We start from the raw sequence: 14,720 nt of genomic DNA, 5'->3' as shown, positions 1-14,720 counted from the left end.
CGTCGAGCAGGGGGTAGTCGTTAGAAGCCGACAAGCAGGTCATTGGTGGCTTCAAACTGCCACCAATGCCTGCGCTCTCGAGCTTTCTACTTTGGCAACGCATACGCGATGACGTGATCGCCGAGCTTTGTGCCGAGTGAGCCATGGCCACCCGCGACTACGACAACAAACTGTCGACCGCTCGCGGTAGAGCGATACGACATCGGCGTTGCCTGACCGCCTGCTGGTAAACGAGCGCGCCACAAGACCTTGCCCGTGCGGGTGTCATAAGCGCGAACGTAGTTGTCGATCGCCGCAGCCATGAACGCAACCCCACTAGCGGTCGTGATTGGTCCACCGAGCGATGGCACGCCCATCTTGAATGGCAGCGGCAGGATCGTCTCGTCGCGGATCGTGCCGTTCTCATGCTCCCAGACCTTCTTGCCCGTGGTCAGATCAATGCCGGCGACATAGCCCCAAGGCGGCGCCTGACACGGCAGGCCGGCAAACGACAGGAACGGGTTCATGTCGACCGCGAACGGCGCGCCTGTGTTGGGATTATAACCCTGCTCCTGAGAGCCGCGCCGATCCGATCCGCCGGACGGCCCGCGTTCGTTGGGTCCGCCACTATCGTCTCGACGTGGCACCAGTCGGTCGACGAACGCTACGTAGTTTGGATGTGCGAATATGACCTGTCGCACCGGGTCGATCGAGATACCGCCCCAGTCCATGACACCGAAGTTTCCTGGGAAGACCAGAGAACCTTTCAGCGAGGGTGGCGTGAACGGCCCGCGATAGTCGAGCGACTTGAAGCGGATCCGACACCAGAGCTGGTCGAGCATTGTCGTGCCCCACATGTCCGTCTCACGCGCCTGCGCTGGCATCAACGATACCGAAGAAAAGGGCTGAGTCGGCGACGTGTGGTCGCCAGGCGCGGCACCGGCTGGCACGGCGCGTTCGGGCGCCGGAAAGATCGGTTTGCCAGTCCGGCGATCAAGCACGAACAGATTGCCAGTCTTGGTCGACTGGACCAGCGCAGGCACTTTGCCGCGGCCAGGCAGTGTCAGGTCAACTAGTGCTGGCTGCGCTGGCACGTCCATGTCCCACAGATCGTGATGGACGGTCTGATAAATCCAGCGCGGTCGGCCAGTCGCGATGTCGAGCGCGAGGACCGAAGTTGCAAATTGCTCGGTGGTAGCAGGACGGTTGCCGCCCCACTGATCGACCGCCCCCATGCCCATCGGCAGGTAGACAAGCCCGAGCGCTTCATCGGCTGCCGGCGTGCTCCAGCTGTTGGGAGATGACGGCGTGTACTGTTTGCCCGTACCCAGTGGCGCAGTGTCGTTGGGGTTGCCGGGATCGAAGTTCCAGACGAGCCGGCCGGACGCCGCATCATAGCCGTGGATTACGCCGGACGGTACCTTGGTCGCGATGTTATCGAACACTGCGCCGCCAGTGATGATGAGCCCCTTTGCAACCAGTGGCGCTGAGGTCACCTGATACCAGCCCTGATTGTAGTGCGGCTGACCTGGCAGCAGGCTGACAGTACCGTTCTGACCAAAGCTGCGACACAACGCACCCGTTCGCGGATCGAGCGCGATCAGCCGGCTGTCATTCGTGGCCAGGATAATGCGCTGGGGGCAGTCGCTGACGCTTGTAGCGCTAGGTACGCCCGCCTTCGTACTATCCCAGTAGGAGACGCCGCGGCACGTTAGGTGCTGCATGTTCTTCTGCGATGTCACGATCTTCGGATCGAAGCGCCAGCGTTCCTTGCCGGTCTCGGCGTCGACCGCGATGACCCAGTTGTGCGGCGTACACAGATACACCGTGTCCCCAACCTTGATCGGCGTCATCTCGTACGTTGTCTCACCGGGGTCGGTGTCGCGTTTCATGTCACCGGTACGCAGTTGCCAGGCGACTTTCAAATTGCCGACATTGGCTGGCGTGATCTGCGTAAGCGGCGAGAATTTGTCGCCGTACCAGCTGCGCGCATAGGCCTGCCAATCGTCATCGGCCACGCCGTGCAGGTTCGCGGCAATCGCGTTGCGCGGCTCCGGTAGACTGCCGTCAAGATTGTGCACATCGCGCGTCAGTGAGACAGCGCCGAACACGACGGCTATGCCTAGTGCCGCAGTCAGCGGACCGGCGCCTCGTGTCCATGGTTCGCTTGGCGTCAGGCGCTTAACCGTCCAAGGGAGGGCCAGCAACGCACCGAAGATGAAGATCAGGTCGCCGCGTGGCACTAGCGGCCACCAATCGGCGCCGATCTCTGCCCATGCCCAGATTACCGTGCCGAGCACCAGCGCGGCAAACACGTGTAACGCGAGTACACGCCTGCGCCAAAGCAACACGGCCGTCGCCAACATCGCAAAGCCGGCAACGATGTAGAACAGGCTGCCGCCTAACGTTGCGAGCCACAAACCGCCGACAAGGTTGAGAAGCCCAACGACGCCAATGATAACGGCCAGGATATGAGGCCATCGGGCAGGGTGACGGACATGGGTCATCAGCGGCTCCGCGCGTCATGCCTACCCCACGACAGCGGTATCTAGGGAGGCGGTGCAGCAGGCACCGTAGACGTGTCGCGGAGTTTAAAAGGAGACGTCCGGATGAAACTTTTGTCACATTGGCTGGGATCACTTTATAGAACATCTCGCGGTGTCAGGCGGACACCCCAGCGCCTCCGGGACGTTGAGTGCCTATGCATGATGATAAGACAGTTCGTCTGATGCGCTCGCGTTGTCTTCCCGTAGGTGTAAACGCAGCCGCCTTGAGCATCGTCCGATGAGCGCTAATCGTAACCTGGCCGGGCGCCGCGTAGTGATTACCGGCGCTTCGAGTGGTATCGGCGTGGCAACAGCAGTGGCTTTCGCTAAAGCGGGAGCGCGGCTTGTCCTAGGGGCTCGAGGCAAGGACGGGCTGGACGACGTCGCGCTGCGCTGCGTCGAAGCTGGCGGCAGCGCAATCGTCCGACCGGTAGATTGCACCGACGCAGGCGCAGTGGCCGCATTCGCCGCTGAGGCGCGCGATCTGCTCGGTGGCATTGACCTGTGGTTCAGCTGTGAAGGCGTCGGTGTGCTTGGCCGGTACGAAGACGTCCCGATCGCGGATCACGCCCGTGTCGTCGAAGTGAATCTCGTCGCCCACATGAACGACGTCCATGCAGTACTGCCGATCTTTCTCGCGCAGGATCACGGCACCTGGGTAAACATGATTTCGGCGGGCGGTTTTGTCGCCACGCCGTATGCTGCGGCCTACTCGGCGAGTAAGTTCGGGTTACGCGGGTTCAGCTCGGCGTTGCGCGGTGAGGTATCGAAGCGCCCTCATATCCACATATGCGACGTCTGCCCGACCTTCGTCGATACGCCCGGCGTGGACCATGCCGGCAACTATACCGGTGCCCGGCTTTCGCTTCCCCCCGGTTCGCTCGCACCGGAGACGGTGGCGAAGGCAGTCGTGCGGCTCGCCACGCACCCTCGTAACCTTACCGCCGTCGGCGCGCCGGCAATCGCATTCAAACTTGGCGAGTTCGCGGCGCCGAACCTGCTGGCGGCGATCATGAGCGGCTTCCTCGACACCTGGTCAGCCCGCGCGGCCGACGGCAACGACAGCGATGGGGTGTTGTTCGAACATGGCGTCCCGGCCGGTTCTGATGGTGGCCGACGCGATCCACACCGGGGGCGCAAGGTGGCAGCCGCAGCGGGCGGTATGGCGGTTCTCGGCCTTGCGGGGGTCGGTGTATGGCTGGGCCGTCGCCGGTGATTGAGGACGACCGCTATCTCGCGGTGCGCTTGGGGATACGGCTACAAACGGACGATGTGGTCGCAAATACCGGCTGGTTTACTTGGCAGGGGTTCACCGCGTGACCGAAGCGATCGAGTTGGGATTGCCGGCGCATGCCTTCGACCGTCAGGATGATGGCGACGATCTTGGCTTCTACGCGCCCCCGCGTTTAGTCACGCACATTGACGAGGCAGCAGTAGGTGCACTGACCAGCCTTTACCGCGATGCGATCCCCGCTGGCGGGCGGGTGCTCGACCTCATGTCGAGCTGGGTCAGCCACCTGCCGGACGACGTCGCCTACGGCGAGGTAGTCGGCCACGGCATGAACGCAGAGGAACTCGCGGCCAATCCGCGCCTCGATCGCTGGTTCGTCCAGAACCTGAACGATGTGCCTGACTTGTCCGAAGAGGACGCGCGCTACGATGCCGTACTGATCTGTGTCGGCGTTCAATATCTGCAACACCCCCTGGCGGTACTGCGCGAGATTCGTCGTGTGCTGAAGCCGGAAGGCCGCGTCATCATAAGCTTCTCGAACCGGTGCTTCCCGACCAAGGCCGTGGCGGTCTGGCGCGCTCTCGACACGCGGGGCCACGCATCGCTTGTCCGCCATTATTTGGAAACAGCAGGGTTCCGCGATGCCACGGCTTCCCTACTCGCCGACGGTCGCCTGGGCGATCCATTGGTCGCGATAACCGGTCGCAGTTGAGGCTGTCGGGATCACACCAGCAATGGGGGCGCTGACTTCCCGGTTTAGTGCCGTTGCGCCTGTTTCATGTATGTATCAGGCGCAACGGCAAGCTCGTGGTCAGGCCTCGACGCTGGCGGTTAAGGGTGGCGTCTGCTGATGTTGGACGACCAGCCAATCGTCGTGTCCCCGCATCCGCAGAGTCGAGGTGCAATGTGCCTCGTACTTCTCGTCGCCGCTTGCGCAGCGCGCGGTGTACGCAACGACGATCAGGCCCTCTTGAGGTCGTGACACTCGTCGGTCCGATAGCTCGACCGAATCCCAATCGGGCGTAGCCTTGACCGCATCCTTCGCTTCCTGCCCCTGGAAGACATAAGGCGGGCGGGGCAAGACCATGACGATCTCCTCGTCGATCCGGTTCTGGTAATGCTCGTCGCTGGCATCCCATAGGCTACCTTCGAATTCCCACACGCGCTGGTCGTCCATGCCGTCTCTCCTTCATGGCTATAGCGCGGAAGAATATACGAGGGTTCCGGCGTCCGAGCTTACCTCATAAACGATCGTTTTTGATGCGCCATCATGTGAGAACCTTTAGCAGTCGATGCCAGCGTCTCAAAACACTTTCGCGATTGGAGCTCGACATGATAGGCGTCGGACATGAGTTCTGAGAATGCTTCATGCTGATCGGCTATGCCCGAGTGTCGACCCCGGAACAGGATCTGACCCCGCAGCTCGAAGCGTTGCGCAGTGCGGGTTGCGAGCGAACCTTCTCGGATAAGGCCAGCGGAGCAAAAGCCGACCGCGCCGGCTTAGCCGACGCGCTTTCCCATGCGCGAACCGGCGACATCCTTGTAGTATGGAAGCTCGACCGGCTCGGCCGTACCATGAAGGGACTGATCGACCTCGCGTCCGATCTGGCGGCGAGGGGGATCGGGCTAAAATCGATTACTGACGGGATCGATACCGCAGGCACAGCTGGGAAACTCGTTTTCCATATCATGGCGGCGATGGCCGAGATGGAGCGTGACTTGGTACGTGAGCGCACGACGGCTGCGTTGATCGTCGCCCGGCGTGAGGGCAGGGTAGGTGGCCGGAAGACAGTAATGACACCCAAACGCCTCGAGGCCGCGCGGAAACTTTTATCCTCGGGAATGACTGCCCGCGAAATAGCCCCAACCATCGGCGTCTCGATCGCGACGTTATACCGGCATTTGCCAGCACCAGAACAAGAGGCAATTAGCGCGGAAGAGAATGTCGCTTAGCCGCATGCGGCTGATCTACACGCACCATAAATGGCTGGCTCCCCGTTCCCTGAGAAGCCAGTCCCTAGATCATTCCGCCGCTGCTTCTTCGGTCTTGCGCTTGCGCGGAGCCGAAGCGGGCTTTGCGTCTGCCTTGGCTACATTCGTCTGGCCAGGCTTGCGACCCAGTCCAATGCTCTTGGCCATCGTACGACGTGCTTCCGAATAGGTAGGAGCGACCATGGGGTAATCAGCCTTCAGGCCATAACGCTCGCGATACTCCACGGGCGTCATGCCGTTAGTCGCGAGGTGACGGCGCAGCGTCTTATACGGCTTACCATCGATCATGCTGATGATGTGATCAGGGCTGGCAAGCGACTTACGAGCCGTCACTGCCGGGGTGTATTCTTGAGCAGATGCTTCGGGTTCAGCAGCGGTCACGTTTCCACCGACCAGCACCGAAACAGTTTCATACATCTTGTTCAGGAAGGCTGGAACGTCGTCAGCATTGGTACGCGTGTTGGGATTGGCCAACCAGGCGATTGTCAATTCCGTAGCGAGTTCAACGGGGTTCAGGTCGAGGGTAGTGTCGGGCATAGAAGTCTCCATTTTTGGAGGCGCATCTAGGTACTTGATTGGTCGCTGGCAATCTCAGGTCGCGCTAAACCATCTATTTGAGATTGATACATAAAATGAACCCGGGAATACGCATTCCTAATTACCATCCGAGACCTTGGCAAATTTGCTCCTTCGCTGACGCCGACGCCAGCGACCGTTTGAATCTTGCCGGGCTTGTTCCAAACTCCTGATCGACGATAATTAATCAAGCTCTCATGCGCGGAGCGGTCACCGCTCTAACCGTATCCGTCGCGGGGCCTAAGCACTGGCAAGGTCGCGCCAGAGACGCAAAACACCTGTTTGTCGCGCAGTCGTGATTGTGACCGGGTTTTCGACACATCCGGTCCACAAAGCCGGTCCCGAAGGTCGGCGATGCCCTGGAGATCAAATATTTCGCGCCAGTAAATCGATGAATCGGCGGACTTTCGGAGCGAGGTGGCGACGACTTGGATAGATTATACTGATCGGCACGGGGGGCGCGGCATAGTTCGTCAGTAGCGCAACGAGACGACCTTCGGACAGATCCTGGTCGACGACATAGCTGGGCAGGAACGCCAGTCCCGCCCCCGAGATTACGGCATCGCGTAACGCTTCCCCGCTGTCGAGCGAAAGGCGGGCTCGCGGGTTAACTACGACGGTTTTACCTTCGATGGCGAAACGCCAAGCGCGCTTTTGGCCGGCGCTAACGTAATTCAGGCAAGTGTGGCCCAGCACATCGTCGGGATGGTGCGGTGCCGGAGCGACCGACAAATAGGCCGGACTCGCGACTACCAGGTCATGCTGATGGGTCAGCGTTCTGGTTATGAGGCTGCTGTTCTCGCGGGTCTCGCCAATGCGGATAGCGAGATCAATACCGTCTTCGATGATGTCGCTGACACGGTCCGTGAAGCTCACATCCGCCCTCAACTTGGGCCACGACGCAAGGAAATCATTGAGCAACGGCAGGACCAGGAGGCGTCCGAACGTCATCGGCGCGGTCATTCGGAACAGCCCCTGCGGCTCTCCACCGCCATCGGACATCGACAATTCTGCTTCTTCCAGATCTGCGAGGATCTGCGTGCAGCGATCGAGGAAAACGCGGCCGTCATCGGTCAGCCCAAGGCTGCGTGTGGTCCGGTGGAACAGCCGTACGCCTAGCCGATCCTCCAGGCGGGCAACGCTCTTGGCGATGCCCGACCGCGTCATCGAGCGCGCGCGTGCTGCGCCTACAAAGCTCCCAGCTTCGGCTGCTGCCACGAAGGCGACGATGTCGTTGATATTTCCCGGTGCCATGAGGCGCTCCCGCTCCTTCGCAGTGTCGACGCCCGTTCGCCAATCGATGAACTATATGGAAGTCCTGAACAGATTATCGGCATCAGGAGTAAATGAAATGCCCTTCAACGACATCGTGACAAATCGCCTCGACCAATGGGCTGGGAGCCTGCAGGACCTCGGTCCCGTCATCCTCGGCGAGAACACGGAGGTGACGATCGACGAGATCCGCCAATCCTACGTTCGCAAGATGGCTGAGCATCCGACGCCTACAGACGTCCGCATCGAGCTGGTCGACATGGGTGGCGTACCGGCGACGCTCGTCACCCCGGAAGAGGTCGAGGGCGACCGTGTACTCTTCTACATCCACGGCGGGGCGTACATCGTCGGTGGGCCGGGTGGCTATCACGGGCTGGCGGCTGCGTTCGCAAAGGCGATGAAGGCGCGCGTCTACCTGCCGGACTACCGACTGGCGCCGGAGCATGCATTCCCCATTCCGATCGAGGATACGTTCGCTGCCTATCGCTGGCTGATCGAACAAGGGCAGAACCCGAAGTCGGTGACGTTCGCCGGCGACTCCGCGGGCGGTGCGATGGTCGTCTCGGTGATGGTCATGGCCCGAAATGCCGGCGTACCGCTGCCGGCTGGTGGCGCCGCGCTCTCGCCTTGGGCGAACCTCGAGCACACCGGTGCTTCGATGTTCAATCGCGAAGGCCTGGACAAGCTGAACACCAAGGCCGGCCTTGATCTGATGGCCAAAACCTTTCTAGGTGGTGCGTTGCCGAACAGCCCCGAGGCATCGCCAGTCTTCGCGGACGTTCGTGGCTTGCCGCCTATTCTCGTACAGATCGGCGAAGGCGAACTGATGCTGAGCGATGCCATCCGGCTTGCGGGCCATTTGGGTGAGAACCGTGTGCGGGTCTCGTTGGAGGTATGGCCGGGCATGTTCCACGTCTGGCACATGTTCCATGCCGAACTGGCCGAAGGACGCGAGGCCATCGCTAATGTGGCCGTGTTCCTGGATCGGGCTGTCGATAAGGCATCTGCCGCCTAGTCAGTCATCGCGCCACCCTTTCCACGGGGTGGCGCTACCCCGGATCAACCGTTTGGCACAGCCTGCGGTTCATATGCAGGGAGGTTGGTGCCGGGATTGCTCGAGGCTGTCCGTGCTCAGCCCCACTTCATTTCACCGGTCGCGACCTTCGCGCCGACCTGCAACGCCACGCCCATGCCGGCGTCCGGATAGCGCGCGGTCATCGCTGCGATCAGCGCCGCGCTGTCGGGCTTCTTGGCCAGCTCTTCCTCGAAAGCGCTTAGATAATCGCGCGTGTAGACGATCGCGGCCTCGCCGAGCGCCGCGTCCGGGGTCATGTGGCCCGGCACGACGACCGTGGGCTTGCGCGCCAGCATCACATCAAGCTGCGCGATCCAGGCGGCCCGCGCCTCGGCGCCAGCGGTGTCCGCGGTCCAGACGTGCACGCCCGAGAATATCAGCACGCCGCCAACGATCGCCGACAGCGACGGCACCCAGAGGTAGCGGCGGTTGGCGAGGCCGGTGGCGGCGACGATCTCGATCGCCTGTCCGTCGACCGACAGCGGCTTACCCTCGAATGCGTCGGGCATGACGATGTCTGCCAGCGTCTTCGGGCCATTGTCGCTGAGTTGCGGCCCCCAGGTCACGAGCTTCTTGTCGACATTGGCCTTGATCGCGGAGATCGTGTCCGGCGCGGCCAGTACGCGGGCATCCGGGAAAGCGGCCTTGATCGGGCCAAGGCTGAAATAATAATCGGGATCGCTCTGGCTGACATAGATCGTCGTCAGCTTACGTCCGGTCGCCTTGATCGCCTCGACCAGCGCACGGCCGTCAGGCAGCGTGAAGCCGCCATCGACCAGCACCGCCTCGGTCGCGCCCCAGATCAGCACCGGTGCGCGGTAAAATCCGTGTTCGCCGGCGGGAAAAGACTTCCACTGGAGCGCCTTGCCGACGGCGAGTGCGTCGCCTTGGCCGATCATGGATGCGGCCGCGCCGCCTGCGATCATCGTCATTATCTGTCTCCGATTAGGCATGGGAAAGGTAATCCGGTCGGGCCTGGCGCGATCAGGCAAGGTGGTTGAAGGATATCAGCGAGAGCGGATCCTGGTACAGGCTGGTCGCATCGACCGGCGTCAGCATGGTGCCGTCGATGCGGAACAGTGCCGGGACGCCGTTGGTCCCAAACCCCTGCATCACCGATCGTGCCCGCTCCAGTCGTTGCCGGTCCGCCTCGCGCAAGGCCGGTTCGGGATTGGCGAGCATGACCGCAGCCTCGTCGAGGCCGGCGTCGACCAGCAGGTCGATCAGCACGAACATATCGGTGATATCGCGCCCGTCGACATACCGCGCGCGCTGTATTGCACGAAGCGCGCCCAATTCACGGTACGGTGCAGTCTGCGCGACCGCGGTCAGGGCGAGTGTCGCGGGACCGCTGTCGAGGGTCAGGCTTGCGCCACGCACGATCCGATCGCGATAGTGATCGCCGAACACCGCACCGGTCGACGTGGCGATGCGGCGGTCGCTGGCGAGGATATGGTCGCGCATGTCGCCGCCGAGCGCCCGCGCGCCATCGCCGGCGAAAAGGCCGCTGGGCAATGGCTCGACGATAACGCCGGCCTGGTCCGCCAGCGTGGCGATCCCGGCCGAGGCAGCGTAGCACCAGCCACAAAGCGGATCGAACAGATAGAGGAAGTGGGTGGTCATTGTCGGTGCCTCCTTGATGACCAGTATATGCGCCGTCCGGATTGCGACGTGTAGAGCGAGGATCTAGACGGACCGTATGTCAGAAGCATACAATGCCCGTGCTGGAGCCAATCGCGGCATCAATAATCTGAAGCGGCTCGCCTATTTCGCTGAGGTGGTCGAGACTGGCTCGTTTACGGCTGCAGCCGAGCGATTGGGGATTACCAAGGCGGTGGTCAGCCAGCAGGTCGCCAAGCTCGAACGCGCGTTCGAAACTACGCTGCTGATACGCACCACGCGCAGCGTCCGTCCGACCGAGGAGGGCCGGGCGTTTTACGAACGGTGCGCGCGTGTGCTGGCGGAAGCGCAGGATGCCTTTGACGGTCTGGCGACCGACGATCGCGCGCCGACCGGCACGCTGCGCCTGACCGCGCCGTTCGACTATGGGATTGGCGTCGTCGTGCCCGTCATCGCTGAGTTCCAGCGGCGCTACCCGACCTGCACGGTCGACTTCCTCATAGGCGACGCGACTCTCGATCCGGTCGGCAGCGACATCGAGCTTGCGATCCGGGTCGGCTGGCTGGTCGACAGTGCATTGCGTTCGCGGCGGATCGGCACCTTCGGGCAAATACTGGTGGCGAGTCCTGCGGTAGCTGGCACCCTGTCGCCCAACCCGAACGTCGCGGAATTGGCCGAAATGCCTTTCGTTGCAAACGGCAATCTGCGCGACCCGCTGGGATGGACGTTCCGTGCCGAAGACGAGCGGCAACATCTGGTTCGGTTCGCGGCGACGCTCACGGTTAGTGCCACGCTGGGTGTGCTTCAAGCCGTTCGGGAAGAGGCCGGCATCGCCGTGCTGCCCGACTTCGCAGTTGCCGATGATCTGGCCACCGGCCGGCTGGTGCGGGTCATGCCGACATGGCATCTCGATAGCGGTGGAATTCATGCGGTAATGCCAGATACCCGGTTCCGGCCTGCGCGTGTGACCGCGTTCCTCGATATTCTAGCCGATCACGAACGCCGACGATCTTAGCGCGGATTGGCAGCGTGCCGGGCTTTGAAAAGCCACCATCTTTCGGGAATGACTAAGTGGGGAAGGAAAGCGGACCGGCAGCTATTGGAAAGGCAGATGGCTTTAGCGGGACTTCGGCTGACGCTGCGGCCTTTCTCCAAAAGGATCGAGTTCCGACAAGGGCGGCGACGTCAGGTGGACATCGCTGCATCCGCCTGTCTCACTGCTAACATGAACGCATCCAGCTTCACTGGATCGAGGTTGCCGTCACTTCGTACCCCGGAACATAGGTCCAGGCCATAGGGCCGGACTTGATTGATCGCGTCAGCGACGTTCACGGCCGACAGACCGCCAGCAAGAAACACCGGCCTTTCTGTTGCCCGGACAAAGGCGGCGCTCACCGTCCAGTCGTGCGCCCGGCCTGTTCCACCCAGCTCCGCAATCGCGGCATTCGGCCTACCGGAATCCAGCAAGAAGGCGTGAACGTGTGGAGCGTAAGCGGGGATCAGGCCGATCGCTTCCGGTCCTTCGACGTGGATAACTTGAACACGCCGGACATGCGGCTCCAGCATTGCCAGCTTTTCGCATTCTTCCGGGGCGATATGCGAGACCACTTGGACCGTCGATGGGTTGGTTGCACGAATATGCGCCGAAATCGCTTCCGCTGTCGTTTCGGAGGTCAACAGAAATGTCCCTACCGGCGGTGGCGTTATCGCTGTCACCGTAGCAATCATATCATCGGAAGTTGGACCGGGGCCGGACGGCATCCGAGCGACCAGGCCCAACGCATCGGATCCCGCCAGCACTGCAATGCGTGCCTCTTCCGGTGAGGCAATACAGCATATCTTGACCCGCGTTCTCATCGAGAAACCATGCCGCAAGGCATGAGCGGTCGCAATCTTCGTGTGCCCAGCATCATGCTGCCCCCCGGGCGGTAATAGGTTTGATGCATGGAAATGTAGTCAGACGATCGTTAGGATTGAGGCACAAAGGACATGATATGCGGATACGAACGGAAGCACCGGGCGACGAGGATGCGATCTCTGCGGTGACTGAGGTTGCCTTCAGGAACGCGCCACATAGCGATCAAACCGAGGCGGCGATCATCGTCGAGTTGCGCAGGGCTCACGCATTGACGATCTCGCTGGTGGCAACAGACGCGGACGGTGCAATTGTCGGCCACATTGCCTTCTCCCCGGTGACTGTCAATGGCGAGGACCAAGGCTGGTACGGACTGGGGCCGGTTTCGGTAACGCCAACGTGCCAAGGCCAGGGCATAGGTCGCGACCTCATCAACGATGGAATTGACCGGTTGCGGGCGCTCGGGGCACGGGGCTGCGTCGTCCTTGGTGATCCGGCGTACTACGGCAGGTTCGACTTCAGATCGAACGATGCTCTCACCTATCCCGGCGTGCCGAGCGAGTATTTCCAAGCTCTAAGCCTCACCGGTACAATGCCTGCCGGCGTCGTGGCCTACCATGCGAGCTTCAACGCGAAATAGAATGTCGGCGCGCAAGCGGCTTTGATGCTCTTCCCGAAGAGGAACCGCCAGCGAGAAGGCGCGGCGTTCCCGAAATCGATCGAGAAATGGGAATGTGAGCTGATCCCAGAAACCCGCTTGAGTAACAATTCTGAGAACGGGTGCCCCCTGATTGCGATCCACTCTCGCGGCCTCCATCGTTCAAGCTTATAGCACCCTGCGACGAATGGCGGAGTAGGTCGATGCGCGCGATGTTGGGGCTGTTGGGTGCATTGATAATGCCGATCCAGAACGCTCAGTCCGTACCGACACCCGCAGGAGCAGCGACCGCTTCAGCTTTAGGTGAGTGGCATGGCGCATTGTCAGCGTCAGGTCGATCCATCCCCCTGGTGATGCATGTCGCGGGCACGCCCGGTCATTTGACGGCGACCTTCGATAGCCCATCGCAAGGTGCGTTGGGGTTACCGGTCGTCGAGGTCGTGCAGGAAAGCGCGGTAGTCCGTTTCAAGATCACTGCCCCTGACGCCAGCTACATCGCAACGCTTTCGCCGGACGGTCAGATCCTTGTCGGGCAGTGGTCCCAAGGCGGCGCATCGCTGCCTCTGACCATGACGCGGGCGGCGACCACGGCTTCTGCGGCCCTGGCCCGCCCGCAAATGCCCCATCCGCCTTTTCCTTACCGCAGCGAAGAGGTCGCCTATGACAACCCAGCTGGCCACGCCCATCTAGCCGGCACACTGACGTTGCCGAGCGGGCCGGGACCGTTCCCAGCCGTGCTGCTCATCACCGGCTCCGGTTCGCAGGACCGGGACGAAGCGGTGTTCGGCCACAAGCCTTTCCTCCTCTGGGCTGACACACTGACTAGGCGTGGCATTGCCGTGCTGCGGGTAGATGATCGACAGGTAGGTAAATCAACAGGCGAGGTCCGTAGCGCCACCACGGCCGACTTTGCCGGCGATGTGGCTGCCGGCGTTGCGTTCCTCCGCTCCCGCCGAGACATTGATCCGCACAGGATCGGGCTGATGGGCCATAGCGAGGGAGCGATTATCGCTCCGATGATCGCAGCGCAGGATCGAAGCATCGCTTTCGTCGTCATGCTCGCCGGGTCTGGCGAGACAGGCGAAGTCCTGATGCTCGAACAGAAGCGGCTGATCGAAACCGCTATGGGCTTACCGCCTGCGGCGGTGGATCGATCCGCCCAGACGATGCAGAGGCTCTATGACGCGGTCAAGGACGCGCCTGACCAAGCCTCGGCGGACGCGTCGCTGCAAACGGCATGGGATACTGTTGCCGCTGAGCAGGGCCGGCCATCCGGCAGCGTGCCGGCACAGATCAAGGTTGTCGCGTCCCCATGGATGCGATGGTTCGTGCGCTACGATCCTCGCCCCGTTCTGACCAAGGTAGAGTGCCCCGTGCTGGCCGTAGGCGGAGCAAAGGACCTTCAGGTTGCACCCGACAGCAATCTTGCTGGAATCAAACTGGCGCTTCACGCCAACCCTGATGTAACGATCGTGAAGCTGCCGGGCCTAAACCACCTGCTTCAGACCGCCGACACCGGGCAGGTGGGAGAGTATAGCCGTATCGAGGAGACGATCGCTCCCAGCGCCTTGCGAACCGTAGGCGATTGGATCGTAAACCAATCGCGACGCCGCTAGCTTCCGCGTTCCCACAAGCGAAGGGCCAGCGAGACGTCTCGGGCTTTCTCGGAATCGATGGTGTTTCGAGAATCTCGGGTTTCGCTGGCATAGGTGCTAGTAGCGAACCATCGCTGCAGTGCGCATGACAAGAGAAAGAACGGCAATGCGCTACGCCTATAGAGAGGAAAATGTCGATTATGTCGCCGATCTGACATTTGACGCTCTCAGCTATGAGGAGATCCACGACAAGAAGCTGTCGCGTCCTCCCAGCAGGGTGCGCCTCGGCTTGCGACAGAGACGCGCTGATTTTGCCAAGAT

14 protein-coding genes are annotated in these 14,720 nt (G+C 61.7%); 7 read left to right on the top strand and 7 right to left on the bottom strand.

All coding sequences use genetic code 11. The features are described 5' to 3' along the window. Positions 1-86 precede the first annotated feature (86 nt). Positions 87-2,486 carry a membrane-bound PQQ-dependent dehydrogenase, glucose/quinate/shikimate family gene (locus tag C8J40_RS08535; protein ID WP_132896686.1) on the bottom strand — a complete coding sequence of 800 codons (2,400 nt, stop codon included), beginning with the start codon at positions 2,484-2,486 and terminating at the stop codon, positions 87-89. Positions 2,487-2,763: 277 nt separating this feature from the next. Here C8J40_RS08535 and C8J40_RS08530 point away from each other — a divergent pair, with 277 nt between their 5' ends. Together C8J40_RS08530 and C8J40_RS08525 are read left to right on the top strand one after the other, a co-directional pair. Beyond that, positions 2,764-3,741, top strand: coding sequence for an SDR family oxidoreductase (locus C8J40_RS08530; RefSeq protein ID WP_132896685.1), 978 nt, complete (start codon positions 2,764-2,766; stop codon positions 3,739-3,741). Positions 3,742-3,841: 100 nt separating this feature from the next. Further along, positions 3,842-4,468 (top strand): class I SAM-dependent methyltransferase, encoded by a 627-nt coding sequence (locus tag C8J40_RS08525; protein WP_132896684.1) that lies wholly within the window; start codon positions 3,842-3,844, stop codon positions 4,466-4,468. A 99-nt stretch (positions 4,469-4,567) separates the two neighbouring features. Here C8J40_RS08525 and C8J40_RS08520 read toward each other — a convergent pair whose 3' ends face one another. After that, positions 4,568-4,933 carry a hypothetical protein gene (locus C8J40_RS08520; RefSeq protein ID WP_056475890.1) on the bottom strand — a complete coding sequence of 122 codons (366 nt, stop codon included), beginning with the start codon at positions 4,931-4,933 and terminating at the stop codon, positions 4,568-4,570. A 191-nt stretch (positions 4,934-5,124) separates the two neighbouring features. Here C8J40_RS08520 and C8J40_RS08515 point away from each other — a divergent pair, with 191 nt between their 5' ends. Beyond that, on the top strand, positions 5,125-5,709 hold the full coding sequence (locus C8J40_RS08515; RefSeq protein ID WP_107959462.1) for a recombinase family protein: 585 nt from the start codon (positions 5,125-5,127) through the stop codon (positions 5,707-5,709). Between the two features lie 69 nt (positions 5,710-5,778). On the opposite strand, the gene C8J40_RS08510 is transcribed toward C8J40_RS08515, so the two are convergent. Together C8J40_RS08510 and C8J40_RS08505 are read right to left on the bottom strand one after the other, a co-directional pair. Continuing rightward, positions 5,779-6,285 (bottom strand): MucR family transcriptional regulator, encoded by a 507-nt coding sequence (locus C8J40_RS08510; RefSeq protein WP_056418733.1) that lies wholly within the window; start codon positions 6,283-6,285, stop codon positions 5,779-5,781. A gap of 405 nt (positions 6,286-6,690) precedes the next feature. Further along, positions 6,691-7,578: a LysR family transcriptional regulator gene (locus C8J40_RS08505; RefSeq protein ID WP_132896683.1), complete on the bottom strand. Its 888-nt coding sequence runs from the start codon at positions 7,576-7,578 to the stop codon at positions 6,691-6,693. A gap of 97 nt (positions 7,579-7,675) precedes the next feature. Here C8J40_RS08505 and C8J40_RS08500 point away from each other — a divergent pair, with 97 nt between their 5' ends. After that, positions 7,676-8,611 (top strand): alpha/beta hydrolase, encoded by a 936-nt coding sequence (locus C8J40_RS08500; protein WP_132896682.1) that lies wholly within the window; start codon positions 7,676-7,678, stop codon positions 8,609-8,611. 116 nt (positions 8,612-8,727) lie between these two features. Here C8J40_RS08500 and C8J40_RS08495 read toward each other — a convergent pair whose 3' ends face one another. After that, positions 8,728-9,603 carry an MBL fold metallo-hydrolase gene (locus C8J40_RS08495; protein WP_207901179.1) on the bottom strand — a complete coding sequence of 292 codons (876 nt, stop codon included), beginning with the start codon at positions 9,601-9,603 and terminating at the stop codon, positions 8,728-8,730. Positions 9,604-9,655: 52 nt separating this feature from the next. Beyond that, complete coding sequence (locus C8J40_RS08490; protein ID WP_132896680.1) at positions 9,656-10,294, bottom strand: DsbA family protein; 639 nt, start codon at positions 10,292-10,294, stop codon at positions 9,656-9,658. A gap of 76 nt (positions 10,295-10,370) precedes the next feature. On the opposite strand from C8J40_RS08490, the gene C8J40_RS08485 reads away from it, so the two are divergent. Next, positions 10,371-11,306, top strand: a complete 936-nt coding sequence (locus tag C8J40_RS08485) for a LysR family transcriptional regulator (protein ID WP_132896679.1) — start codon at positions 10,371-10,373, stop codon at positions 11,304-11,306. A gap of 170 nt (positions 11,307-11,476) precedes the next feature. On the opposite strand, the gene C8J40_RS08480 is transcribed toward C8J40_RS08485, so the two are convergent. After that, positions 11,477-12,148, bottom strand: coding sequence for a phosphoribosylanthranilate isomerase (locus C8J40_RS08480; protein WP_132896678.1), 672 nt, complete (start codon positions 12,146-12,148; stop codon positions 11,477-11,479). Positions 12,149-12,285: 137 nt separating this feature from the next. Here C8J40_RS08480 and C8J40_RS08475 point away from each other — a divergent pair, with 137 nt between their 5' ends. Continuing rightward, positions 12,286-12,786 (top strand): N-acetyltransferase, encoded by a 501-nt coding sequence (locus C8J40_RS08475; RefSeq protein ID WP_132896677.1) that lies wholly within the window; start codon positions 12,286-12,288, stop codon positions 12,784-12,786. A 221-nt stretch (positions 12,787-13,007) separates the two neighbouring features. Beyond that, the gene (locus C8J40_RS08470; RefSeq protein ID WP_132896676.1) at positions 13,008-14,420 is read left to right on the top strand and encodes a CocE/NonD family hydrolase; all 1,413 of its coding nucleotides are present in this window, start codon (positions 13,008-13,010) and stop codon (positions 14,418-14,420) included. Positions 14,421-14,720 lie beyond the last annotated feature (300 nt).

Origin of the sequence: Sphingomonas sp. PP-CC-3A-396 (assembly GCF_004343105.1) — a bacterium.
In the GTDB taxonomy this organism is placed as follows: Bacteria; Pseudomonadota; Alphaproteobacteria; order Sphingomonadales; family Sphingomonadaceae; genus Sphingomonas.
The sequence above is the reverse complement of the archived record's forward strand: the minus strand, read 5'-3'. Positions and strand labels throughout refer to the sequence as shown.